At 42.6% G+C, this 24264-nt stretch carries 20 protein-coding genes and 1 other RNA gene; all 21 read left to right on the forward strand.

Annotated features, from left to right (window positions below):
- Positions 1-4: 4 nt before the first annotated feature.
- A complete protein-coding gene (locus tag CCS02_RS06415; RefSeq protein WP_100185556.1) occupies positions 5-1312 on the forward strand; it encodes a sensor histidine kinase in 1308 nt (435 codons plus the stop codon).
- Positions 1313-1407: 95 nt separating this feature from the next.
- Positions 1408-1756: RNase P RNA component class A (rnpB, locus tag CCS02_RS06420), an RNA gene on the forward strand.
- 311 nt (positions 1757-2067) lie between these two features.
- The gene (gene mraZ, locus CCS02_RS06425) at positions 2068-2523 is read left to right on the forward strand and encodes a division/cell wall cluster transcriptional repressor MraZ (RefSeq protein WP_072840605.1); all 456 of its coding nucleotides are present in this window, start codon (positions 2068-2070) and stop codon (positions 2521-2523) included.
- Positions 2520-3458 carry a 16S rRNA (cytosine(1402)-N(4))-methyltransferase RsmH gene (gene rsmH, locus CCS02_RS06430; protein ID WP_072840570.1) on the forward strand — a complete coding sequence of 313 codons (939 nt, stop codon included), beginning with the start codon at positions 2520-2522 and terminating at the stop codon, positions 3456-3458. Before mraZ ends, rsmH begins: the two co-directional genes overlap by 4 nt.
- Entirely contained in the window at positions 3451-3729 is a 279-nt protein-coding gene (ftsL, locus tag CCS02_RS06435; RefSeq protein ID WP_012070310.1) for a cell division protein FtsL, read from the forward strand. The genes rsmH and ftsL overlap by 8 nt, the downstream gene beginning before the upstream one ends.
- Positions 3726-5489 (forward strand): peptidoglycan D,D-transpeptidase FtsI family protein, encoded by a 1764-nt coding sequence (locus tag CCS02_RS06440; RefSeq protein WP_100185554.1) that lies wholly within the window; start codon positions 3726-3728, stop codon positions 5487-5489. The genes ftsL and CCS02_RS06440 overlap by 4 nt, the downstream gene beginning before the upstream one ends.
- Complete coding sequence (locus tag CCS02_RS06445) at positions 5490-6956, forward strand: UDP-N-acetylmuramoyl-L-alanyl-D-glutamate--2,6-diaminopimelate ligase (RefSeq protein WP_100636138.1); 1467 nt, start codon at positions 5490-5492, stop codon at positions 6954-6956.
- A complete protein-coding gene (locus tag CCS02_RS06450; protein ID WP_100636139.1) occupies positions 6946-8292 on the forward strand; it encodes a UDP-N-acetylmuramoyl-tripeptide--D-alanyl-D-alanine ligase in 1347 nt (448 codons plus the stop codon). Before CCS02_RS06445 ends, CCS02_RS06450 begins: the two co-directional genes overlap by 11 nt.
- A gap of 14 nt (positions 8293-8306) precedes the next feature.
- The gene (gene mraY / locus CCS02_RS06455) at positions 8307-9389 is read left to right on the forward strand and encodes a phospho-N-acetylmuramoyl-pentapeptide-transferase (protein WP_100636140.1); all 1083 of its coding nucleotides are present in this window, start codon (positions 8307-8309) and stop codon (positions 9387-9389) included.
- A 9-nt stretch (positions 9390-9398) separates the two neighbouring features.
- Positions 9399-10748 carry a UDP-N-acetylmuramoyl-L-alanine--D-glutamate ligase gene (gene murD, locus CCS02_RS06460; protein WP_100636141.1) on the forward strand — a complete coding sequence of 450 codons (1350 nt, stop codon included), beginning with the start codon at positions 9399-9401 and terminating at the stop codon, positions 10746-10748.
- Positions 10745-11938 carry a putative lipid II flippase FtsW gene (ftsW, locus tag CCS02_RS06465; protein WP_100185550.1) on the forward strand — a complete coding sequence of 398 codons (1194 nt, stop codon included), beginning with the start codon at positions 10745-10747 and terminating at the stop codon, positions 11936-11938. Before murD ends, ftsW begins: the two co-directional genes overlap by 4 nt.
- Positions 11935-13008 (forward strand): undecaprenyldiphospho-muramoylpentapeptide beta-N-acetylglucosaminyltransferase, encoded by a 1074-nt coding sequence (gene murG, locus CCS02_RS06470; RefSeq protein ID WP_100636142.1) that lies wholly within the window; start codon positions 11935-11937, stop codon positions 13006-13008. Before ftsW ends, murG begins: the two co-directional genes overlap by 4 nt.
- Positions 13005-14426 carry a UDP-N-acetylmuramate--L-alanine ligase gene (gene murC / locus CCS02_RS06475; RefSeq protein ID WP_100636143.1) on the forward strand — a complete coding sequence of 474 codons (1422 nt, stop codon included), beginning with the start codon at positions 13005-13007 and terminating at the stop codon, positions 14424-14426. Before murG ends, murC begins: the two co-directional genes overlap by 4 nt.
- Before the next feature lies 1 nt (position 14427).
- Positions 14428-15381, forward strand: a complete 954-nt coding sequence (locus CCS02_RS06480; protein WP_100636144.1) for a D-alanine--D-alanine ligase — start codon at positions 14428-14430, stop codon at positions 15379-15381.
- 3 nt (positions 15382-15384) lie between these two features.
- Positions 15385-16065: a cell division protein FtsQ/DivIB gene (locus CCS02_RS06485; RefSeq protein ID WP_100185546.1), complete on the forward strand. Its 681-nt coding sequence runs from the start codon at positions 15385-15387 to the stop codon at positions 16063-16065.
- Positions 16066-16140: 75 nt separating this feature from the next.
- On the forward strand, positions 16141-17415 hold the full coding sequence (gene ftsA, locus CCS02_RS06490; RefSeq protein ID WP_072840582.1) for a cell division protein FtsA: 1275 nt from the start codon (positions 16141-16143) through the stop codon (positions 17413-17415).
- 39 nt (positions 17416-17454) lie between these two features.
- Positions 17455-18684: a cell division protein FtsZ gene (gene ftsZ / locus CCS02_RS06495; RefSeq protein ID WP_072840583.1), complete on the forward strand. Its 1230-nt coding sequence runs from the start codon at positions 17455-17457 to the stop codon at positions 18682-18684.
- Between the two features lie 106 nt (positions 18685-18790).
- A complete protein-coding gene (lpxC, locus tag CCS02_RS06500) occupies positions 18791-19708 on the forward strand; it encodes a UDP-3-O-acyl-N-acetylglucosamine deacetylase (RefSeq protein WP_072840584.1) in 918 nt (305 codons plus the stop codon).
- Between the two features lie 143 nt (positions 19709-19851).
- On the forward strand, positions 19852-22557 hold the full coding sequence (gene secA, locus CCS02_RS06505; protein WP_100636145.1) for a preprotein translocase subunit SecA: 2706 nt from the start codon (positions 19852-19854) through the stop codon (positions 22555-22557).
- Between the two features lie 15 nt (positions 22558-22572).
- The gene (gene argJ, locus CCS02_RS06510; RefSeq protein WP_100636146.1) at positions 22573-23793 is read left to right on the forward strand and encodes a bifunctional glutamate N-acetyltransferase/amino-acid acetyltransferase ArgJ; all 1221 of its coding nucleotides are present in this window, start codon (positions 22573-22575) and stop codon (positions 23791-23793) included.
- Complete coding sequence (gene mutT / locus CCS02_RS06515; RefSeq protein ID WP_100636147.1) at positions 23793-24179, forward strand: 8-oxo-dGTP diphosphatase MutT; 387 nt, start codon at positions 23793-23795, stop codon at positions 24177-24179. The genes argJ and mutT overlap by 1 nt, the downstream gene beginning before the upstream one ends.
- The last annotated feature ends 85 nt before the right edge of the window (positions 24180-24264 follow it).

Here is a 24264-nt window from a genome sequence, read left to right on the forward strand (position 1 = left end):
TTCTATGAAAAATACTTTTCTACGTGTGTTTCTGGTGGTGTTACTGTCCAATATTGTTGTTGTTAGTATTGGTTTGGCGATGGTTCAGTTTATCCAGAAGCGCAATCAGGTATCAGCTGATTTACTGGGAGATGTCGGTGTTCAGTTGGTGGCTGGGTATGAAAAGTTTGGTATTACTTCATTGCAGGAGGAAACTAAAAAGGCAGAGAAGCGATTGTCCGGAACTATTTATTTGTATCAGGAGAATGGTCGCCCTCTGTTAAAGCCTTTGCCTCGTAATTTTAAGGAGCAAAATACGCCAAGCGTTACTACTCGGCCAGCAGCGGATTTTTTACATAGCCAATTCATTCAGGTTATTGGTGGGAATAATGTTCAGTATCTGCTTATTTTTAAGCCGAATCCTGAAATTAGCTCTCTTGCACCTGAGGCAGTTGTTGGCTTCTCTTTGTTGGGTTTGTTTGTTTCGAGTGGGGTATTGGCGTATTGGTTGCTGGGGCCTTTGCTTAAGTTGCAGCGAGTTGCTCGTTCCTTTGGTCAGGGTGACATGACGGCTAGGGTCGAAAATAAGTTGGCTCGAAGAAGTGATGCTGTTGGTAAATTGGCGCGAGAGTTTAATGAGATGGCGGTCAGGATTGATACGCTACTCTCGTCGAAAGAGAGGTTGATGCGTGATGTTTCTCATGAGTTAAGGACGCCGCTGGCAAGGATTGAAGTAGCACTGACTATAGCGGAAGATAAATATGCAACAGAGGCTCAGAAAGGGTATTTGAGTCGTATTCGTACTGAGCTTCATGAGCTTGATGAGTTGATTGGTCAGGTTCTTACCTTGAGTCGGTTGGAGGCTGCTTCTCTAATAAAAGAGGAGATGGATCTTCAAGAATGGTTAAGTGAAATTGTTGCGGATGTAAGTTTTGAGAGTCAGTTAAAGGGAATTTCCGTTTCTAAAATTGGGCGTGCACCAAAAACAATATTGGGGGATCCTCTACAGTTGCGTCATGCAATCGAAAATGTGCTTCGTAATGCCTGCTTTTATGCGGGTTGTAATGGAGTTATTGAGGTCGAAACTCAAGAAAAAGCCGGAACGGCTTTTATCTATGTGCGTGATAATGGTCCGGGTGTTTCCGATGATAAGTTAGAAAAGATTTTTCACGCTTTTTATCGCTCTTCTGAAGCAAGAGAGGCGAATAGTGGTGGATTTGGTGTTGGCCTTACTATTTCGCAACGTATTATTCGTGCTCATAAGGGGCAGATAATGGCGAGAAATCGGGAGGAAGGTGGTCTTGAGGTGTGTTTTCAGCTGCCTATTGCTTGATTTTTGATCTTTTGGTTTTTTTAATATGCATGAAAATTTTCAGCTTTCGAGAAAGCACTTGTTATTGTCTCTATAGATAAGTAATATGCGCCTCGCAAGTTGGCTAGGCAGTCGCCGCTCAATTTATTGGGGGGAGGAAAGTCCGGGCTTCGCAGGGTAAAGTGCCAGGTAACGCCTGGGGGGCGTGAGCCTACGGAAAGTGCAGCAGAAAATACACCGCCTAAGCAGTTTACTGCCGGTAAGGTTGAAATGGTGCGGTAAGAGCGCACCGCGCGACTGGCAACAGTTCGTGGCTAGGTAAACCCCACTTGAAGCAAGACCAAATAGGAACTCTTTGGCGTGACCCGCGCTGAGTTCGGGTAGGTTGCTAAAGACGTGCAGTGATGTACGTATTAGATGAATGACTGTCCACGACAGAACCCGGCTTATCGGCCAACTTGCAATTTTTTCCTCGCGTTTCGTCTCCTTTTTTATTCTATGAGTGCCATGGTTAGTGGTGCTTTCTGTTTTATTGAATTTCCAAATCTGTTTGCTTCTTCTATCTATCGTTTGTGCTCAATTGCGTGAATGGCTTTTTTTGCCTAAAAAGTGTCGTTTTGTGTTTTTTCTTCTGTTTTAGTCTCTCCATTTGTCTATTTTTTGCCTCTTTACAAAATCATTGCATCTATTTTTGCCTATTTGGTTGGTTTTTTTTTACTCTTTTTCATAAATAGTGTTAAATTGTGGGATAAAGTGTCGATAAGTGGGATATGGCAATGTTTCGTGGGATTCATCAGGTGAGTGTAGATGTGAAGGGGCGAATGTCGCTTCCGGCACGCTTACGCGATGATCTGGCCCAATATGATGACGATGGTGTGGTTGTGACCATTGATCCTGTTTCTCGATGCTTGTTGCTCTATCCCTTATCTGAATGGGAATTGATTCAGCAAAAATTAGATAAGTTGCCCACGTTTCAGCCACAAGCTAGGCGTTTGCAGCGTCTTTTAGTGGGGCATGCGACTGATTTGGAAGTGGATAAAGCGGGTCGGATTTTGTTGCCTGCGCCACTGCGTGAATTTGCTCGGTTGGATAAAAAGTTAACGATTCTTGGCCAAGGTAAGAAGTTAGAAATTTGGAGCCAAGAAGAGTGGGAAGCGCAACGTGAAGATTATTTGTCCCAAGATGCTCTTGCGGACTTACAAACTGAAACCATGATGGATATTTCTTTATGACAAAGACGATGGCAGAACACATAAGCGTCATGCTTAATGAGTCCGTCGATATGCTAGTAACCGATACTAATGGTCTGTATGTCGATGGGACGTTTGGTCGCGGTGGGCATACTCGTTTGGTTTTGGATCGATTAGATAAAGGTCGTTTGCTTGGTTTTGATAAAGACCCTGTGGCGATTGGTCATGGCAAGTTGTTAGAGCAAGAAGATGCACGTTTTTCTATTGTGCAAGATAGCTTTGCAAACATGGCTGAACACATTACGGGTGTGTTTGGTGTTGATAGGGTCGATGGTGTGATGATGGATTTGGGTGTGTCTTCTCCTCAGATCGATGACGCCGAACGCGGTTTTAGTTTTATGAATGACGGTCCGCTTGATATGCGGATGAATCCTGACAAGGGTATAAGTGCTGCCCAGTGGATAGCCACTGTTAGCGAAAAAGATATGGCGGATGTGATGTATCAGTATGGCGAAGAAAGATTCTCTCGTCGTATTGCAAAAGCTATCTGTGAGTATCGTTCTCATACACCAATCTTAACAACGCTCCAGCTATCAAAAATTATTGCTGAAGCGAATCCAGCTTGGGAAAAAGGCAAAAATCCAGCTACTCGGGCGTTCCAAGGTATTCGAATTTACATTAATAATGAATTGGGTGACTTGGAAATTGGTCTTGATGCTGCTGCGCAAGCTCTAAAAGTTGGTGGTCGATTAGCTGTTATCAGTTTTCATTCTCTTGAAGATCGTATCGTTAAACGCTTTATGAAATTGCAAGCGAAAGGGCCTGAATTACCAAGACATTTGCCAATTCGAAATGCTCATCTTGATATTAAGTTTAAAACAGTCGGTAAGGCGATTAAGCCATCTCAATCTGAAGTGAGTGAGAATGTTCGCTCTCGTAGTGCTGTCTTGCGCGTTTTGGAGCGGGTCAGTGATTAAGGCTCGTTTTTCACCGTTAGTATTTGCTATCGGTGTTGTTGTTTTAGCGATTGTTTCAATTGCTGTTGTTATTCAGGTATACGATTTTAGGAAGGATTTCTCTTACCTTCAAACATTGAAGCAAGATGAAGTGGATTATGAAGTGAAATGGGGCCAGTTGCTTCTTGAACAAAGTGCGCTAACCCAGCCAAGTCGCTTAGAGCAAGCGGCTATTAAAGATTTAAAAATGCACGCACCCTCTCAGGATGAATTGATAATAGTGAAACCATGAATATTGAAGACAGTGTTCACACTCCAGGAAAATGGCGCTTTAGATTTGTATATGGCGTCGCTTTGTTATTGTTTCTTATTGCGGGCGGTCGACTATTTTATTTGACTGTTGTTGATAAGGCGTTTCTACAAAACCAAGGCGAGATGAGAGCTGTACGCACAGAAGCCATTCCGGCGACCCGAGGTATGATTCTGGATCGTCGTGGAGAGCCTTTGGCTGTTAGTACGCCAACTTGGACGATAATTGCTAATCCAAGAGCCTTATGGAAGCTTCCTCGAGATCCTTCTTTAAATATTGGCCCAGAGCAAGAGATTAAACGTCTAGCAGAAGTGATGGGGGTTGGTCGTGCTTGGCTACAAGAAAGATTTGAAGCTAATAAGACTCGTTCTTTTATGTATCTTCGACGTCAAATACCGCCTCATGAAGCTGATGCTATTATGGCGGCTAATGTTGTTGGGGTGAGTAAGACTAAAGAATATAAGCGTTTTTATCCTGCTGGTGAAGTGGCTTCTCATGTTGTTGGTTTTACCAATATCGATGACAAAGGCCAGGAGGGTATCGAACTTGCTTATGATCAAGCTTTAGAAGGTCAGCCTGGTCGTCGAAGCTATGTGAAGGATCTTACTGGCAATATCATTCGCGGTGTTGGTGTTGAAGAAGCAGAGCATCCTGGTGAAAATATTGAGCTAAGTATTGATCTTAGATTGCAGTATTTGGCTTATCGAGAGCTTAAAGCTGCAGTGACGGAGCATCGCGCTACGTCTGCATCGGCGGTGATTTTAGACGTTAAGACTGGTGAAATCTTGGCGATGGTTAATCAGCCATCTTATAACCCAAATGACCGTTCTAAACTGGAATATGAAGAGCTGCGCAATCGTGCTGTGATTGATTTGTTTGAACCGGGCTCTACCATGAAGCCGTTCACTATTTCGGCGGCGTTGATGTCTGATCAATATACCACAGAGACAACAATTGATACCTCTCCCGGTTATCTGCGCTTTGGCCGCTTTACTATTCGTGATGCCGCCAATTACGGTGTAATCGATTTTGAAAAATTGCTAATTAAATCGAGTAACGTCGGGGCGTCGAAAATTGCTTTGTCGCTTCCTCAGGATGCGATTTGGAATATGGATTATGAATTAGGTATAGGTTCGCCTGTCGGGATTGGGTTTCCAGGAGAGGCATCCGGTGTTCTTCCGTCTCATCCTAAATGGCACCCATCAGAAATTGCTACCTTGGCTTACGGTTATGGTTTGTCTGTGTCTACGTTGCAGCTAGCTCAAGCCTACATGACATTGGCTAATGGTGGTTATCGAGTTCCTGTTACTATTTTTAAGCAAGATGTGCCTGCAGATGGTAAGCAAGTGATTCCTCAAAAAGTGGCTCATGATGTTGTGAAGATGATGGAGTCTGTTGTGCAGCGAGGTTCTGGTAAAGCTGCGCAAATCCCAGGTTATCGCGTCGCAGGCAAAACGGGTACTGTGCATAAAGTTGGTTCTAAAGGGTACGAATACGATCAATACATTGCCTTGTTTGCGGGGGTTGCGCCTGCGTCAAATCCTAGATTGGCAATGGTGGTAATGATTAATGATCCAAAAGGTCGCGAATATTATGGTGGTGAGGTTGCTGCGCCAGTATTTTCTCGCGTTATGGAAGGAGCGTTAACAACTCTGAATATTTATCCTGATTTGCCAGAAGGGCTCAGAGAAGTTCGTTTAGAGTCTAAAAAAGTTCCTTATCAAGTTGTACAGGGTGGTTAAATGGGGCAAATAACACATGCTCAACTGCTTAATTTGGCGGGTTATTCTTTGGAGGATAACTCGCATTCTGCTTTATATAATTGTCTAGAAACTGACAGTCGCAAAGTAGATCAGGAGAGCGTTTTTTTTGCTTTGCCTGGTGTAACTTCAAATGGCTGGGAATATTTAGATGATGTCATCGAACTAGGTTGTAAAATCGCGGTTGTCCCTTCTGAATTAAATTTGCAGCGTGATGATATTGAACTTGTTTCTGTTGCTAACCCAGCTAAATTGTTAGTCGCTTGTTTGCATGGTTTTTTTGGTCATATGCCACAGCGTATGGTGGCTGTGACTGGAACCAATGGCAAATCCTCTATCTGTTTCTACATTGCTCAACTGGCAAAATATATCGGTTTTTCTAGCGGCTTGGTTGGGACTTTCGGTGTTGGGCCCTTAGATCGTTTGTCTGAAGCTAAACAGACCACGCCAGACCTTCTTTCTTTACATCTCACTTTAATGAAAATGGCTGAAATAGGCGTCGATTTTGTTGCTTTTGAAGCGTCGTCGCACGCTTTAGATCAGGGGCGTATTGAAGGTGTTCCTTTTCAAACCGCTGTATTTTCAAATCTTTCTCGTGATCATCTCGATTATCATGGCGATATGAATTCCTACGCTTTAGCTAAGCAGCGGTTGTTTTCTTTTGATGGTTTGTCTCATTCCATATTTTGTCTTGATGATAGTTATGCTGGTTTTATGGCGGAAGCTGCGGCCGGTTCGAGTCGACATTATTATAGTGAGCAAAACTCGCAAGCTGATTTTTATGTGAAGCAGTTAGTGTTGGAGCCGGCAGGTTGTAGATTTATTTTGTGTCACCCGGAAGGTGAAACTCCTGTATTTTTGCCATTGTTAGGGCGTTTTAATGTGCAGAATGCCCTAGCAGCTTTAGTAAGTCTTTGGTATGAGGTAAGAGATAAATCGACCTTAATAAGTGGTCTGTCTACATTAAGTGGTGCGCCTGGTCGTATGGATAAGGTTGAGTTACCAAATGCCCCTCTTGTCGTTGTTGATTTTGCGCACACTGCCGATGCTTTGGTAGTCGCTTTGCAAGCACTAAAAGAGCATACGAATGGTCGATTAATCTGTGTGTTTGGTTGTGGTGGTGATAGAGATCGAGGTAAACGACCTCTAATGATGGCGGCAGCTATGCAAAATGCTGATTACGTATGGTTAACATCAGATAATCCTCGTACTGAATCCATAGAGCAAATATTTTCTGATGCCTTAGCGCAAACAAACGAGGATGAGGCATTTAGTTTTGAGCCTGATCGTCGAGTGGCTATTCGTCAGGCCGTTTTGTCGGCTGGATCTAATGATGTGGTTCTTATTGCTGGAAAAGGACATGAAACTTATCAGGATGTTCAGGGTGTTAAACACCATTTCAATGATAAAGAAGAGGCGCTGAGAGCGTTGGAGGCTTATGTTAATTAACCTTACTCTTTCAGATATCGCCGAAGCTTGCGGCGGCCAACTTATCGGTGAAAATTGCGTGTTAAATGCAGTTATTACTGATACAAGGAAAATAACTTCAGGCTGTGTCTTTGTTGCCTTAAAAGGTGAGCGTTTTGATGGACATGATTATATAGGGCAAGCGGTTCAAGAAGGTGCTGTTGGTGTTGTCTCTGATCGAGATGTTGATGCGCCTAATTATGTTAAAGTTGTGGACACCACATTGGCTTATGGTGTGATTGCTCGCTTGATTCGGGATGCCTTTAAGGGGCCTGTTGTATGCATTACAGGCAGTAATGGTAAAACAACCGTAAAAGATTGGTTGGCTCAGTCCCTGACGGATGAAAATGTGTTAAAAACACGCGCCAATTTGAACAATCAAATAGGTGTGCCACAAACGCTTCTTGAGTTAGATGCTGATCACGATGTTGCAGTCATTGAGGCGGGGACTAGTTTTACTGGCGAAATTCCTCTGTTGGCTAAGATTGCGTTTCCAGACATCGTTATATTGACGAATGCCAGTGGAAGTCATTTTGAAGGATTGGGTGGTATTGAGGATATTGCAAAAGAAAAAGGAGCGTTGATTTCTGGCTCCTCGCCCAATGCTAGCATAATTCTAAATGCTGATGATGAGTACTTCGATTATTGGTGTGGTTTAGCTGGAGATCGTCAGGTTTATTCTTTTGGATTTACTGAATCTGCCGATCTTTATGTGTCTGATATTGAGTTGAGTGCTGAGTCTAGTTTAGCTGTGTTTCATTACAATGGGGGAGCTCAATCCGTCTCTATTGCTGGTGCTGGAAAGCATCAAATTGCAAACGGTATGGCCGTTGTTTTGGCTATGTTAGTAATGGGGATTGATTTTAAACAAGCGGCTGATAAATTAGCCACCCCTGTGCTAGTTTCTGGACGATTAGAGCGGCTTAAAGCAAAAAATGGCGCTCTATTAATTAATGATTGTTACAATGCCAGCCCAGCGTCTGTTGAGGCGGCTATTGATGTTCTTGCAATTCAGCCAGTAGAAGAAACTTGGTTGATTTTAGGGGCTTTAGCTGAGCTTGGTGCTCAAAGAGATGGCATTCATCATGGCTTAGGGGTATATGCTAAAAACAAAGGGATTTCGTGTTTGATTTGTGTCGGTCCCGTAGCGAGTATTGCTGGTGCTGCTTTTAGAAGTGAAGGTGGTAACGCTATTTTTTGTAATACTCATAATGAAGCGGCGACAGTAGTTCGTCCGCTAGATAAAAAACACGCTATTTTAGTCAAAGGTTCTCGTTCGGCTAAAATGGAAAATGTCATTGAAGCACTAATTAATTAGGATATTCCTTACCAATGTTACTTCTGTTAACGGCTTATTTAAGTAAATATCATACATTTTTTACGGTATTTAATTACTTGTCTCTGCGCGCCATTTTAGGTGTTCTCACTGCATTGGCTATTTCTCTATTAGTTGGCAATAAGGTTATTGTTTTGTTGCAGCGCTTGCAAATTGGTCAGGCGGTTCGCAGCGATGGGCCTCAAACGCATTTAGCGAAAGCTGGAACGCCAACTATGGGTGGCGCGCTTATTATTTTTTCGATTTCTGTTAGCACTCTTTTGTGGGGTGATTTGCGTAATCAATACGTTTGGGTTGTTTTATTGGTTATGTTGGCATTCGGTGTTGTTGGCTGGGTTGATGATTATCGGAAAGTGGTGGAGAAAAATCCACGAGGTCTTCCTGGTCGATGGAAATATTTTTGGCAGAGCGTGTTTGGTTTAGCTGCTGCGTTTTATTTGTATTACACCGCGAGCACGCCTGCTGAAACAGCCTTAATTGTGCCTCTTTTTAAAGATGTTGCGATCCCTTTGGGTATGCTTTTTATTGTGCTGACTTATTTCGTTATTGTCGGTACAAGTAATGCAGTAAATTTAACCGATGGACTGGATGGTTTGGCGATTCTACCAACCGTGTTGGTAGGTGGTGCTCTTGGTGTGTTTGCTTATTTGACCGGTAATATTCGATTTGCTGATTATCTGCTTATCCCTTATGTACATGGTTCCGGTGAGTTGCTGGTGTTTTGTGCCGCTCTTGCTGGGGCTGGTTTGGGTTTTTTATGGTTTAACACTTACCCTGCACAAATTTTTATGGGTGATGTGGGGTCTTTGGCTTTAGGTGCTGCGTTGGGAACAATTGCGGTTATTGTTCGCCAAGAATTAGTTTTGTTTATTATGGGCGGCGTTTTTGTAATGGAAACGGTGTCGGTTATTTTGCAGGTTGCTTCTTACAAGTTAACTAAGCGAAGAATATTTAGAATGGCGCCGATTCATCATCATTTTGAATTAAAAGGTTGGGCTGAACCTAAAGTGATTGTGCGTTTTTGGATCATCACTGTTTGTCTTGTTTTAGTAGGTTTTGCCACCTTAAAAGTACGTTAGGAGTTTTGCATGTCGTTGATCGGGTCAGATCGGGTAAGAGCCGTTGTAGGCTTGGGTGCGACAGGCTTGTCTTGCGTACGCTTTTTAGCTAGCAAGGGAATTGAGTTTTATGTGGTGGATTCTCGTGAGAATCCACCGGGATTGGAGCAGGCGAAAGAGTTTTGTTCGCAAGAGCGGATTTTCACGGGCAATTTAGAAGTGCTTGAAACCCTTGGTGTAACGGAGTTGTTCGTTAGTCCTGGGATTGCTTTGCGCACACCTGTTCTGGCTCGCTTGGCTGAACGTGGTGTTGCGATGCGCGGCGATATCGATTTGTTTCGTGATTATGTCAATGCGCCTTTTGTTGCGATTACCGGATCTAATGCCAAAAGTACAGTCACAACATTGGTAGCTTTGTTACTTCAGGCTTGCGGAAAAAATGCCATAGCGGGCGGTAATTTAGGCTTGCCTGCATTGGATCTACTTTCTCCAAATGCTGATTTGTATGTGCTTGAGTTATCTAGCTTTCAGCTTGAAACAACACACGCACTACAGGCCGATCTGGCCTGTCTTCTTAATGTCTCCGAAGATCATATGGATCGTTACAAAGATCTTTATGAGTATCAACGCGTCAAGCAAAAAGTCTATCGAGGTTGTAAAGCTGCCGTTTGTAACAAGCAAGACATCTTAACGGCGCCATTGCTGGCTGAAGGTGTTCCTGTTCGTGCATTTACAACAAAAAGTCCTGATTTAAAAGAGTATGGCATGCTCAAAGATGGTGATGGGGCTTGGTTGTGTAAGGGTGTTGAGCGGCTTTATCACACGTCACAAATTGCTTTGAAGGGCTCTCATAATCACGCCAATGTGTTGGCGGCTCTAGCTATGCTTGAATTGCTGGGAGTGGATGTTCTGTCTGAGGCAGTAGGAAAGGTACTGAAAGAGTTTGGTGGTTTGCCTCATCGTTGTGAAACGGTTCGGGTTCTTAATGGCGTGACTTATATTAATGATTCAAAAGGCACCAATGTTGGCGCGACGTTAGCCGCGCTTCAGGGGCTTGGATCGGCTGCTAATAAAAATATTTTACTTATTGCTGGCGGTGAAGGGAAAGGCGCGGATTTTCGTGCTCTTGCTAAACCCGTAAAGGATCTAGTGCGCACTGTTTATTTGTTTGGAAAAGATGCCGATCGTATTGCTGAAATTTTGCCTTCTGACACTGAAGTTAAGCACTTTGATACGTTAGACCAAATTGTGGCTAGTATTGGGCAGGATAGTAAAGAGGGGGAGATCATTTTATTTTCGCCAGCTTGTGCCAGTTTAGATATGTATAAAAACTATGAAATGCGCGGCGCGCATTTTGCCAGTTTGGTTGCTGAGTTATGACATGGTTGAAAATATTTGACCGAGTGTCTCTTCGTGAATTTGCTCAAGTTGATGCTGTTTTTGTTGCTGCTGTTGTTTCTATTTTGGCGCTAGGGATGGTGATGGTCTCTAGTGCGTCTATCTCTATTTCTGAAACTATCCATGGTCAACCCTATTTTTTTATGGTGAGGCAGGGTTTATATCTCGCTATTGGGCTGGTATTTGGTTGGGTGTTATTGTCTCTGCCAACGCATCAACTGCAAAAATGGGGTATTTTGATGATGGGCTTGTCTCTCATCTTACTTATTCTTGTGCTTATGCCTGGAATTGGAAAAAGTGTTAATGGTAGTCGTCGTTGGATTAATTTGGTGGTATTTAACCTTCAGGCCTCGGAAGTCGCAAAAGTTTGTATGGTGGTTTATGTTTCTGGTTATCTAGTGCGAAGAGCTGACCGTGTTAGAGAGGGTTGGGTCGGCTTCGTTCTTCCGCTCTGCCTTTGTAGTATTTTTCTTTTGTTTTTGCTTTTTGAACCAGATTTTGGTGCGTCTGTAGTATTGCTAGGTACAGTGATGGTGTTGCTGTTTTTGGGCGGCGCACCCTTGTATCAGTTTTTACTTTTAATGGTTGGTGCCGTTTCAATGTTGGGCGTTGTTGCCATTTCTGAAAGTTATCGCTTAAAGCGTTTGATGAATTTTATAGACCCGTGGGCAGATCCTTTTAATGAAGGGTATCAGCTTAGTCAGGCTTTAATCGCTTATGGTCGTGGCGAGTGGTTTGGTTTGGGGCTGGGAAACAGTGTTCAAAAGCTATCTTATCTGCCTGAAGCCCATACAGACTTTGTGTTTTCTATTTGGGTTGAAGAAACGGGCATGTTTGGCGGTTTGTTGTTGATATGTTTGTTTGCGCTAATGGTTGCTCGCGCCTTTAAGATTGGTCGTCAAGCCATGACGTTATCTCGACCTTTTGCTGCTTATATGTGCTTTGGTTTTTCAATTCTTATTTTGGCTCAAGTTATTATCAATATAGGTGTAAATACCGGCTTTTTGCCTACTAAAGGGCTAACTTTGCCATTAATTAGTTATGGCGGCAGTAGCTTGATAATTACCTTGGGGAGTTTGTTTGTTGTAGCGCGTGTCGATATTGAGAATAGACGGGCTGAGAAAGGTGATGGCTCTGGTGAGTCGATTAAAATGAAAGAGAGTACAAAATGAGCGATGTCAAAAGAGTCGTTATAATGGCTGGTGGAACAGGTGGTCATATCTATCCAGCATTGGCTTGTGCTCAAAGTTTTAAGAATAAAGGTGCCGATGTTCAATGGCTTGGCTCTAAAGGTGGGATGGAGGAAACTCTTGTGCCTAAACATGACATAGCATTGCATTCTTTATCTATCAAAGGAGTGAGAGGCAAAGGGGTTTTAGGTCTATTGGTCGCTCCTTTTAGGATCTTGCATGCTATTGGGCAGGCGGTGGCTGTTTTGCAAAAAATTAAGCCCGATGTCGTTCTAGGTATGGGTGGGTTTGTTGCAGGTCCTGGTGGCGTGGCTGCTAAAATTTTAGGTATTCCATTAGTTGTGCATGAGCAGAACGCCGTTGCTGGTACTACCAATAGGTTACTTTCTAAAGTAGCAAGTTTAAGGTTGCAGGCTTTTGATGGTGCACTACCTAACGCTATTAGCGTTGGTAATCCAATTAGAAGCGATATTTTGAAGCAGCGTGTTCGAGTATCAAGAAGCGGTGCTGCAAGGCCTTTGCGATTGCTTGTTGTAGGTGGGAGTTTGGGCGCAAAAGCGATTAACGATGTCATTCCTCAGGTTTTAGCAGAATGGCCTTTCACTCAGCGTTTAGATGTATGGCATCAGACTGGTATTCGTAATTTTGAAGCGGTATCAGAACTTTATAAAGAGGCAAAGGTTGACGCTCGTGTTGAGGCCTATTTGGATAATATGGATCAAGCATATTATTGGGCTGATATTGTGTTGTGCCGAGCTGGCGCTATGACGGTGAGTGAGCTTGCTGTTGCCGGCTTGCCTTCCATTTTAGTGCCTTATCCGCATGCTATAGATGATCACCAAACGGCAAATGCGTGTTATTTAGAAAAAGTTGGGGCTGCATATCTTTTGCCGCAACCACAGCTAGGTTGTGAAAAAATCATTTCTTTGCTTTCTGGTTTTGTAGAAAGTGAAGAGACATTATTGAAAATGGGTGAGCAGGCCAAGCTGGTTGCTCGTCCAAATGCGACACAAGAAGTTGTTGCACACTGTTTAAGGTTAATAAAATCATGATTGATATTAAAGCTCAGTACGATATTCCTACGATGCGCCGTATTCAAAATATCCACTTTATTGGTATTGGTGGTGTTGGTATGTGTGGTATTGCAGAGGTATTGCATAACCAAGGCTATCAAGTTTCAGGGTCTGATCTTAAAGCGTCGTCTACCACGGAGCGTTTAGAAGAATTAGGTATCAAGATTTATCTAGGGCATTTAGAGGAAAACGTTTATGACGCCCATGTGATTGTGGTATCTACCGCGATAAATGAACAAAACCCAGAAATTATCTGGGGTAAAGAGCATAGAATTCCGATTGTTCGAAGAGCAGAAATGCTGGCTGAATTAATGCGTTATCGCCATGGTATTGCTGTAGCGGGTACTCATGGCAAAACAACGACAACGAGCTTGATGGCATCTATATTAGCGGCTACTGGTGAAGCGCCAACATTTGTTATTGGTGGGCGTTTAACTAGCGCTGGGGCAAATGCACAATTGGGTAGTAGTGCTTATCTTGTTGCTGAGGCAGATGAAAGTGATGCGTCATTCCTGCATTTGCAACCACAGACGGTGATAGTGACTAATATCGATGAAGATCACATGGACACTTATGATGGTGACTTTGAAAAGGTTAAACATACTTTCATTGAGTTTGTGCATAACTTGCCTTTTTATGGTTTAGCTGTTTTATGTGTTGATGACGAAAATGTTCGTGAAATTCTACCTTCTTTGAGTCGCCCAGTTTTAACGTATGGTATTGATCAAGAGGCGGACTTTTATGCGACTGAGATTGTGCAAACTGGCCGTTATTGTGAGTTTTTGGCGCATCGCCCTGAAGGTGAGCCCTTGAAAATTCGCTTGCCGATGCCAGGTCGTCACAACGTACTTAATGCTCTTGCAACGATTGCTGTTGCCACCGATTTGGGTGTTGAAGCAATAGCTATCCAAGCTGGCCTAATGGGCTTTGAAGGTGTCGGGCGCCGTTTTCAAGAGCAGAAACCGTTAGAGCTTCCAAATGGTTCGAGTGTTATGTTTGTTGATGACTATGGTCATCACCCGAGTGAAGTATTAGCAACTATTAAGGCGATCCGTGCAGGTTGGCCTGAGAAGCGCTTAGTCATGGTTTATCAGCCGCATCGTTATACTCGAACCCGTGATCTTTATGAAGATTTTGTGCGAGTTCTGTCTCAAGTGGATGTTTTGCTCTTGCTGGATGTTTATTCCGCTGGCGAAGCGCCTATCAACGGTGCTGACAGTCGTTCTTTGTGCGGTAGTATTCGTCAGCGGGGTAATGTTGATCCTATTCATGTTGGTAGTGAGGCGGATTTACGTTCTATTTTGAGTAATGTTTTGCGCGAAGGTGATTTGTTGATTACGCAAGGTGCTGGTGATATCGGTATGGTTTCTAAAAACTTATCAGTGAGCGGAATTTAATATGTCTAAAACACTAAAAGAATCAGTTATTGCCGTCATTTATGGCGGCCGTTCTGCGGAGCGTGAAGTTTCAATGCAAAGTGGTCCTTTGGTTGCTGAGGGGTTGCGTTCAAAAGGTTTTCAAGTTGTAGAGCTTGATCTTTATGGTCCTGATGCCGCGCTTGATCCTATTGTTCAATTGCAGGCTATTAAGTTTGATCTTGCTTTCATTGCCTTGCATGGTGGGGAGGGTGAAGATGGTCGAGTTCAGGCTTTACTTGAAATGTTTGGTAAGCCGTATACAGGTAGTTCGCCCTTAGCTTGTGGTTTGGCTATGGATAAAGTCTTAACTAAGCGTTTTTGGAATGGTATTGGTATTCCGACTCCCGCTTATTTATCTTTTGTCGATCATGCTAATGCGGATGTAATCGAGGAGCAGATGTCTTATCCAATGATTGTTAAGCCTTCTAGAGAGGGTTCTACCATTGGGATTAACAAGGCTATGAATAGAGCTGAGCTTGATGATGCTCTTCTAAAGGCGCTTGAGTATGACTCTGATATATTGGTCGAAGAGTTTGTCGATGGGCCTGAATTTACTATTACGGTTATCGATGATGTCGCTTATCCGCCAATAGGTTTGAAGCCTGCTCATAATCATAAGCTTTATGATTATGAGGCTAAATATATAGCGGATGATACTGAATATTTGTTGCCTTGTGGTTTAGATGAAGATGATGAAAATGAGTTGCAAATGCTGGCTCTGGATGCTTATCGTTCATTAGGTTGCTCTGGTTGGGGGCGTGTCGATGTCATGCGAGATCAAGCTGGTGTGTTTTGGGTGTTGGAAGTTAACACTGCACCAGGTATGACGTCTCATAGCTTAGTGCCTATGGCGGCTAAATATGTGGGCATTGATTATGCGTCACTTGTGGAGAAAATTGCGCAAAATGCTTGGGATAAAGTAGGGCGTAATTGATTTATGAGGATAGCGGCACTAATCGGGGCAGTTTTATTGATATTGGTGGCTGTTTTTCAGGGAAATGATTCATCTGAAACTTGGTTTGCTATTCAGAAGATCGAGATTAAAGGTGATTTGAAATACGCAACTGAAGATGAGTTGCGATCTGATTATTCTTCTTTGCTTGGTCAGAGTCTTCTGAGTGTCTCTTTGTCTGATGCTTTGGCTACTGTTTTGTCATCTGAATGGGTAGCAAGTGCAGAGATTCGTAAAGTTTGGCCAAATACGTTGCAGGTGCTTGTTCATGAACATACGCCTCTTGCATACTGGGGGGATGGGCAATTGATATCCACCTCGGCGGTAGTTATTACGCCGCCTAAGGTGCCTAATTTGCCGCTTACTAGATTGTATGGTCCCGAAGACTCAAGTGATGTTGTGTTAGAGCAGTTTGGGTTGGTTAGTCAGGTGCTTGCTTCAACGTCTCTACGTGTTTCTACTCTTACCTTAGAGCCAAGGGGAGCGTGGAGTATTATTTTTACCAATGGTGTAGCGGTCAAGTTGGGTAGGGAGGAGATTTTAGAAAGATTGCAGCGCTTTATAGCTGTGTATAAAAGTGATTTATCGGGTAGAATAGACCAGATAACGTCAGTCGACGCTCGCTATCCTCATGGGGTGGCTGTAGGTTGGAAAAAAAATAAATGATATTGGCCTGTTTGTTGCTTTTTTATACAGCAAAGAAGGTCTTTTCAAAACAACACGTAATGCCGGGAAGGTGAAATGATAGTCGGTTTGGATGTAGGCACATCGAAAGTTATCTGTTTGGTTGGCGAAGTTCTAGCTGATGGTAGTTTGGAAATTGTCGGTATTGGCTCTCATAGTTCAAAAGGTATGAAGCGTGGTGTTGTAATCAACATTGAGTCAACGGTTCAGTCAATTCAGCGTGCTGTCGAAGAAGCTGAGTTGATGGCTGGGTGTAATATACATTCAGTTTATGTCAGTGTTGCTGGTAGTCATATTCGGAGTTTGAATTCTCACGGTATAGTTGCCGTCAAAAATGGTGAGGTTCAAAAAGAAGATATAGATCGAGTAATTGATGCTGCACAGGCTGTGCCGATATCTTCTGATCAGCGAGTGCTTCATATTTTGCCTCAGGAGTATCACATTGATTCCCAAGAAGGTATTAAAGACCCTCTTGGCATGTCTGGTGTTCGACTTGAAGCGAATGTGCATTTGATTTCTGGTGCTGTTAACGCTGTGATGAATGTTGAGAAGTGCATTAAACGATGTGGGTTGGGGGTAGATGGTGTCATCTTATCTCAACTTGCTTCTAGTGAATCTTCACTTAGTGAGGATGAAAAAGATTTAGGTGTTTGCTTGATTGATATCGGTGCGGGAACATCTGATATTGCTGTTTGGATTGATGGTGCTTTGCATCATACAGCAGTGGTTCCGGTTGCTGGTGATCAGGTTACAAATGATATTTCGATGGCTTTACGCACGCCAACTCAGCATGCGGAAGAAATCAAAGTGAAATATGCATGTGCCATGTCTTCTATGGCATCCGCGGATCAGGTTCTTCAGGTGCCAAGTGTTGGTGATCGTCAGCCAAGATCAATCACCCGTCATGCTTTGACAGAGGTTGTTGAGGCAAGATATGAAGAAATTTATAATTTAATTCTGGATGAATTAAGGCGTAGTGGTTATGCGGAGCGTATCCCTGCAGGTATTGTAATTACTGGTGGTACGTCGCTTATGGAAGGTGCGGCGGAGTTGGCTGAGAAGGTATTTCAGATGCCAATTCGATTATCTTTACCAGATTGCACTAAAGGAATGTCTGACATTGTCGATAACCCTATATATTCAACAAGTGTTGGATTATTGGCTTATGGTAGTAAAGAGGCTGAAGTAACCGAGATCTCGAAGCGGATGATGTCTAAGACGCAAACTAAACGAGAATCATCAGTTCTGGTTCCTAAAAAAGAAATCGGGCCATCCTTCAGTGCAACGAAGGCATGGCAGAAATTAAAGCACTGGTTTCAGAGTTATATTTAGTCAGAATTGATTGTGAATTTATTGAGGAGCGATAAGCCCATGAATGTCTTTGATTTAGCCGAAGATAATTTATCAGATAATGCTGTTATTAAAGTTATCGGTGTTGGTGGTGGTGGCGGTAATGCTGTACGTCACATGCTTGAAAATCGATTGGAAGGTGTTGAGTTCATTTGTGCTAACACTGACTCTAAAGCGCTGATAGGTTTTGAGACTGGAGTCTCTTTGCAGTTAGGCTCAACCATTACTAAAGGGTTGGGTGCTGGGGCAAATCCAGAAGTGGGTAGAGATTCAGCCTTAGAAGATCAAGAAAAAATCACCCAGTTGCTGACTGGTGCAGATATGGTGTTCATCACTGCTGGTATGGGCGGTGGAACGGGTACAGGTGCTGCGCCAGTTATTGCCAAAGTCGCGCGTGAATTAGGTATTTTGACGGTGGCGGTTGTGACTAAGCCTTTTCCTTTTGAAGGTCGTCGCCGCGCAAGAGTTGCTGAGGAAGGTGTTAAGGAGTTGCGTGAAAATGTCGATTCCTTGATTACTGTTCCAAATGAGCGTCTTTTGCCAGTATTGGGTAAGAATATTTCATTGCTGAAGGCATTTGGTGAAGCAAATAATGTTTTGTTTAATGCGGTTCAGGGTATTACAGATTTGATTATGCGACCTGGTTTAATCAACGTCGACTTTGCAGATGTAAGAACAGTTATGTCTGAAATGGGGATGGCGATGATGGGTACTGGATCTGCATCTGGTGAGGATAGAGCTAGAGTAGCTGCTGAGGCTGCAATACATAATCCATTGCTTGAAGATATTAACCTTAGAGGTGCGCGTGGCGTGCTGGTGAACATTACAGCAAACGAAGAAGTTGGTTTGTCTGAGTTTACTGAGGTTGGTAGCATTATTGAAGAATATGCATCGGAAGATGCTACTGTCGTGATTGGTTGTGCAATTGATCCTAGTGTAGGAGATGAAATGCGAGTCACGGTAGTTGCCACTGGTTTAGAGGGTCGCTCTGCAGTTGAAATGAAGTCTGCTGTTGGTGAATCTGTTGTCTCTCAACCAGTTGTTGCAAAGGTCGAGCAGGTTATTGAAAGTGAAAACGCTAAAATGACTGTTGCTCAATCTGTGCCGAAGCCTTCACAGCATGTGAAAGCAGAAGTGGTAGAGAAAAACTTGGATGAAAAGAAGGGGTCTGTTGATTCTGCCTCTATTTCAAGTGGCGATAAGTTATCGTATTTGGACATTCCAGCATTTTTGCGTCGTCAAGCTGACTAGTTTGAGTAAAAACGATGCAATATCAAGGCGTTGGATTGTATAAAAAATGTGTTATTGATACTATTTTTCAAAGAATAGTATCCAGTCATAAAAATGTAGGAATATAATGGTACGCCAACACACACTTAAAAACATTATTCGAGCAACTGGAGTGGGATTGCACTCTGGCGAGAAAGTGTATTTGACACTAAAGCCTGCGCCTGTGAATACAGGTATTGTATTTGTTCGTACAGATTTGGATCCAGTTGTAGAGATTCATGGTGATGCGCGAGCAGTCGGATCAACAAATTTTGCTACAGCTTTATGTCAGGGTGATGTGAAGGTAAGTACTGTAGAGCATTTGTTGTCTGCAATGGCTGGTTTGGGTGTAGATAACGCTTATGTAGAAGTGAGTGCTAGTGAAATTCCTCTTATGGATGGAAGTGCTAGCCCTTTTGTTTTTCTTCTGCAATCGGCAGGCCTAGAGGCTCAGAATGCACCAAAAAGATTTATTCGAGTTAAGAAACCTATTCGAGTAGATGAAGGTGATAAGTTTGCTTCTCTTGAGCCTCATTCGGGATTTCGGTTGTCTTTCACAATTGACTTTCAACATCCGGCTATTGGTGAGGATGTTCAAAGTACATCATTTGATTTTTCAACGACCACTTTTGTAAAAGAGATTAGTCGTGCGAGAACATTTGGTTTTATGAAAGATCTTGAATATTTTAAGAATAACAACCTTGCTCGTGGTGCAAACATGGAAAATGCCATCGTACTAGATGACTACCGTGTGCTAAATGATGAAGGTTTACGCTACCGAGATGAATTGGTGCGTCATAAAATTTTGGATGCGATCGGTGATCTATATCTTCTTGGTCATAGTTTGATTGGTGAGTATAAGGCTTACAAGTCAGGTCATGCTTTGAATAATAAGCTATTGCTTGCTCTGCTTGAGCATCAGGATGCTTGGGAATATGTTGTTTTCGAAGATGAAGCGCAAACGACACCAATTTCTTATGTGGAACCTGCTTTTGTTGGTGCTTAGTAAGTGATTAATTCTTGATCGAATCTTTAAAAACCAGACTATATGTCTGGTTTTTTTGTATTTAGGTCCTTGATATTTCATGTTTTGTCACACATTACCATGATAGACTGTCTTTATTACTAATTGGCTACGATGAGTTCAAGATGTTAGGAACTGTAATTAAAAAAATTGTCGGCACAAAGAATGACCGAGAAGTTAAACGATATAGAAAAGTCGTTGCACAGATAAACCAGCTTGAAGAATCTTTCCACAAATTATCTGATGATGATTTGTCAGGGAAAACAAGCGAGTTTCGTGATCGTCTCGCAAAGGGTGAGTCTTTAGAATCTATTTTGCCTGAGGCTTTTGCGGTGGTACGAGAAGGCAGTAGCCGTGTTATGGGCATGCGTCATTTCGATGTGCAGCTCATTGGTGGCATGGTTCTTAATGAAGGTAAAATTGCTGAAATGCGTACAGGTGAAGGGAAAACGCTTGTAGCAACACTGGCTGTTTACTTAAATGCTTTGTCTTCCAAAGGTGTTCACGTTGTTACGGTGAATGATTATCTGGCTAAGCGTGATGCTAACTGGATGCGACCTTTATATGAATTTTTAGACATGAGTGTTGGTGTGGTTTTCTCGGGTCAAGATCGTGACGAGAAGAAAGCAGCATACTTGTGTGATATTACTTATGGTACCAATAACGAGTTCGGTTTTGACTATCTTCGCGACAATATGGTTTTTCGTTTAGAAGATCGTGTTCAGCGTGATTTAAACTTCTCTGTAGTGGATGAAGTGGACTCCATTCTGATAGATGAGGCTAGAACGCCTCTCATTATCTCGGGTGCGGTTGAGGATAGCTCTGAGCAGTACCGTAAAATTAATCAACTTGCTCCTTTATTGGTTAAGCAGGAAGATATTGAAGGTGAAGAGCCAACAGGTCATTACGTTTTTGATGAGTCTCAGCGCAGTATTGAATTGACGGAAGATGGTCATTCTTTTGTTGAGGATTGGCTGGTTGAGCAGGGTTTGTTGGGTGAGGGTGAAAGTCTTTATGCGGCTGGGAACCTTTCTCTATTGCATCATGTTCATGCTTGTTTGAAAGCGCATGTTATTTTTAAGAAGAATGTTGATTATGTGATTCAGGGAGACCAAATCGTCATTGTTGATGAGCATACAGGTCGAACTATGGCTGGTCGTCGTTGGTCTGAAGGTATTCATCAGGCGGTAGAAGCTAAAGAGGGTGTGACTATTCAAGCAGAAAGTCAGACGTTGGCTTCGACAACTTTCCAGAATTACTTCCGTTTATATGAAAAGCTATCTGGTATGACCGGTACAGCTGATACGGAAGCGTTTGAGTTTCAGCAAATTTACGGGTTATCCGTTATTGTTATTCCTACAAACCGCCAGGTTCAGCGTAAAGACTTCAATGATTTAATTTATATGTCTACTGAAGACAAATTTGAAGCGATTGTGTTGGATATTGAAGAGATTGTTAAGCAGGGTCGTCCAGTGTTGGTTGGTACTGCATCTATTGAATATTCAGAGCTTTTATCAAATTACCTGCTTGAAAAAGACGTGAAGCATAATGTTCTTAATGCTAAGCAGCATGAGCGTGAGGCTGAAATTGTTGCTGATGCTGGTCGACCTGGTGCGGTAACAATTGCTACTAACATGGCCGGTCGTGGTACAGATATTGTATTGGGTGGTAATTTGCAAGTTGAGTTAGCTCAACTAGGTGAAAATGCTAGCCAAGAAAGTATTGATGCGCTTAAGGCTGATTGGAAGTCTCGTAATGAGTCAGTTTTGGCAGCAGGTGGTTTGCATATTATAGGTACTGAGCGTCACGAGTCGCGTCGTATTGATAACCAGTTGCGTGGTCGTGCTGGCCGTCAAGGTGATGTTGGTTCTTCACGCTTTTATTTGTCTTTAGAAGATAATCTAATGCGTATCTTCATGTCTGATCGTATCAAGAAAATGATGATGGCGCTTGGGATGGATAAGGGTGAGGCCATTGAGCATAAGATGGTTTCAAATGCGATTGAAAAAGCGCAGCGTAAAGTTGAAGGTCGTAACTTTGATATTCGTAAGCAATTGCTTGAATATGATGATGTGGCAAACGATCAGCGCCAAGTAATTTATCGTCAGCGTTTTGATATGATGGTATCTGAAGATCTCTCTGAAGCTATTTCTGCAATGCGAGAAGAGGTTGTTACCAGTTTGATTGATGAATTTATTCCGCCTCAAAGTATCTTTGATATGTGGGATCTTGAGGGATTGGAAGATAAGTCTCGTAATGAGTTTGGTCTGGAGCTGCCTGTTGCTAAGTGGGTTGAAGAAGATAAGAAACTATATGAAGAGCCTCTGCGCCAGAAAATACTAGATACATTTGTCAGTGATTATCAGGCTAAAGAAGAAATTGCTGGTGCGCAGTCATTTAGGGCTTTTGAAAAACAAGTGCTATTACAGGTTCTTGATACTTTATGGAAAGAGCATCTTCAGACAATGGATATGCTTAGGCAAGGCATCCACTTACGTGGTTACGCACAAAAGAATCCTAAGCAGGAATATAAGCGTGAGTCGTTTGAGTTATTTCAAGGTTTGCTAGAACAAATCAAATATGAAGTGATTCAAATTATTACTCGTGTAAAAGTTCAGTCTGCTGAAGAGGCTGAGAAAATAGAAGAAGCCCGTAGAAAGCAAGAAGAGAAAACGACTGTTAATATGATTCATGATTCATTGAATTCATTGGCTGAAGATTCTTTATTGTCTACAGATGGTGCTCAAGAGTTCCCTAAAGTGGGTCGAAATGAGCCTTGCCCATGTGGTTCAGGTAAAAAATACAAACAGTGTCACGGTAGTCTTATTTAACTGGAGAAAGCTTAAATGGCTGTAGGGTTACATGATTTTCCTCTTATTCCAGAAATAAAAGGAATTAGAATTGGTGTTGCGGAAGCTGGAATTAAAAAGCCTAACAAGAAAGATGTTGTGATTTTTGAAATATGTGAAGGCGCATCTGTTACTGGTGTTTTTACTCAGAATGCTTTTTGTGCAGCGCCTGTGCGTATTTGTCAAAAGCATTTAGGTTTGGTAGGTAGTCGTTATTTGCTGATCAATACAGGTAACGCTAATGCTGGTACTGGAAAATCTGGTCTTGAGACAGCTCTAAAGACTTGTGAAGCTTTGGCTAATGAAACAGGTGTAAGTGTAGAGGCTATTTTGCCTTTCTCAACTGGTGTTATTGGTGAGCCTTTGCCAGTGGCGAAAATTGTTGCGGCGATTCCTTCAGCTCTTGCCAATTTATCTGCTGATAATTGGCGTTCTGCAGGTGTTGGTATCATGACGACTGATACTTTACCAAAAGGCTCTATTCGCACTTTCGAATTTGACGGTCTAACTTATAGTATCGCCGGTATTTCGAAGGGTGCTGGTATGATTCGCCCTAACATGGCAACTATGTTGGGTTATGTTTGCAGTGATATCGCAATGGATGTGGATGTTCTTCAGTCGATATTGAAAGATGTTGTAAATAAGAGCTTTAACCGTATTACTGTTGATAGCGATACATCTACGAACGATTCTTGTATTGCTGTGGCAACTGGTATGGCTGGAAATACGAAGGTGACTTCTGTTGATGAGCCTTTGGCCCAAGCTTTTATAGTTGCCTTTACAGAAGTTATGCAAGAGTTGGCTCATGCTATTGTTCGCGATGGTGAAGGTGCGACTAAGTTTGTTACGGTAGAAGTGGTTGGCGCTGTTATTGAATCTGATGCCACGAAAGTTGCGTTTGAAATTGCACACTCGCCTCTAGTTAAGACTGCATTGTTTGCTTCTGATCCAAATTGGGGGCGAATTTTAGCGGTTGTTGGTCGTGCAGGTGTTGAAGGTTTGGATGTTGATCACGTACAGCTTCATATAAATGGTTTTGAAGTTGCTCGTGATGGTGGTCGTTCTCCTGATTATCTTGAAGAGCACGGTAAGCAGGCTATGGCGCCTCAAGAAATCCATATTGTGCTTGATTTGGGTATGGGTGCTGAGTCTGATATTGTTTGGACGACAGATTTTTCTCATGAGTATGTCACTATTAATGCTGAGTATCGTACCTAATGTTGGTTAGAGTTGCTGTTGGTATTATTCTTCGTGGTGGTGAGGTTTTCATTGCTCTTCGTAACTCAAATCAGCATCAAGGTGGTTTGTGGGAGTTTCCGGGGGGGAAGTGCGAGTCTTCTGAGTCTGCTGAGACAGCTTTAGCTAGAGAGTTGAAAGAAGAATGTGGTATTGCTGTAACTGAGAGTTCTTTCTATAAAACGATATCTCATGATTATGGTGATAAGCAGGTCGAGCTTTGCTTCTATAAGGTAACAGGTTTTGATGGTGAGCCAGAGGGGAGTGAAGGTCAGGCGGTAAGTTGGGTGGCTATTTCTAATTTGTCGACGTATCGTTTTCCTGAGGCTAATCAGCAAATTGTTTCTGAGTTGATGGCGGCGGTCTGATTTAAGATTGCCAATGTTTGGTTTAAAAAAAGAGCTTCATTTTGAAGCTCTTTTTTTGTTTTTAATCTTTGAATTGAGCTTTGAT

The sequence above is a fragment of the Marinomonas sp. ef1 genome (genome assembly GCF_002806845.1).
GTDB lineage: Bacteria > Pseudomonadota > Gammaproteobacteria > Pseudomonadales > Marinomonadaceae > Marinomonas > Marinomonas polaris.

What these genes read in the sequence shown, in the direction of transcription:
- CCS02_RS06450 (WP_100636139.1), top strand. Translation starts at nt 6,946, where the DNA reads ATGTTAATTAACCTTACTCTTTCAGATATCGCCGAAGCTTGCGGCGGC.
- mraY (WP_100636140.1), top strand. Translation starts at nt 8,307, where the DNA reads ATGTTACTTCTGTTAACGGCTTATTTAAGTAAATATCATACATTTTTT.
- CCS02_RS06440 (WP_100185554.1), top strand. Translation starts at nt 3,726, where the DNA reads ATGAATATTGAAGACAGTGTTCACACTCCAGGAAAATGGCGCTTTAGA.
- CCS02_RS06485 (WP_100185546.1), top strand. Translation starts at nt 15,385, where the DNA reads ATGAGGATAGCGGCACTAATCGGGGCAGTTTTATTGATATTGGTGGCT.
- mraZ (WP_072840605.1), top strand. Translation starts at nt 2,068, where the DNA reads ATGTTTCGTGGGATTCATCAGGTGAGTGTAGATGTGAAGGGGCGAATG.
- secA (WP_100636145.1), top strand. Translation starts at nt 19,852, where the DNA reads ATGTTAGGAACTGTAATTAAAAAAATTGTCGGCACAAAGAATGACCGA.
- murC (WP_100636143.1), top strand. Translation starts at nt 13,005, where the DNA reads ATGATTGATATTAAAGCTCAGTACGATATTCCTACGATGCGCCGTATT.
- murD (WP_100636141.1), top strand. Translation starts at nt 9,399, where the DNA reads ATGTCGTTGATCGGGTCAGATCGGGTAAGAGCCGTTGTAGGCTTGGGT.
- argJ (WP_100636146.1), top strand. Translation starts at nt 22,573, where the DNA reads ATGGCTGTAGGGTTACATGATTTTCCTCTTATTCCAGAAATAAAAGGA.
- lpxC (WP_072840584.1), top strand. Translation starts at nt 18,791, where the DNA reads ATGGTACGCCAACACACACTTAAAAACATTATTCGAGCAACTGGAGTG.
- ftsA (WP_072840582.1), top strand. Translation starts at nt 16,141, where the DNA reads ATGATAGTCGGTTTGGATGTAGGCACATCGAAAGTTATCTGTTTGGTT.
- CCS02_RS06445 (WP_100636138.1), top strand. Translation starts at nt 5,490, where the DNA reads ATGGGGCAAATAACACATGCTCAACTGCTTAATTTGGCGGGTTATTCT.
- ftsZ (WP_072840583.1), top strand. Translation starts at nt 17,455, where the DNA reads ATGAATGTCTTTGATTTAGCCGAAGATAATTTATCAGATAATGCTGTT.
- mutT (WP_100636147.1), top strand. Translation starts at nt 23,793, where the DNA reads ATGTTGGTTAGAGTTGCTGTTGGTATTATTCTTCGTGGTGGTGAGGTT.
- ftsW (WP_100185550.1), top strand. Translation starts at nt 10,745, where the DNA reads ATGACATGGTTGAAAATATTTGACCGAGTGTCTCTTCGTGAATTTGCT.
- CCS02_RS06480 (WP_100636144.1), top strand. Translation starts at nt 14,428, where the DNA reads ATGTCTAAAACACTAAAAGAATCAGTTATTGCCGTCATTTATGGCGGC.
- murG (WP_100636142.1), top strand. Translation starts at nt 11,935, where the DNA reads ATGAGCGATGTCAAAAGAGTCGTTATAATGGCTGGTGGAACAGGTGGT.
- rsmH (WP_072840570.1), top strand. Translation starts at nt 2,520, where the DNA reads ATGACAAAGACGATGGCAGAACACATAAGCGTCATGCTTAATGAGTCC.
- CCS02_RS06415 (WP_100185556.1), top strand. Translation starts at nt 5, where the DNA reads ATGAAAAATACTTTTCTACGTGTGTTTCTGGTGGTGTTACTGTCCAAT.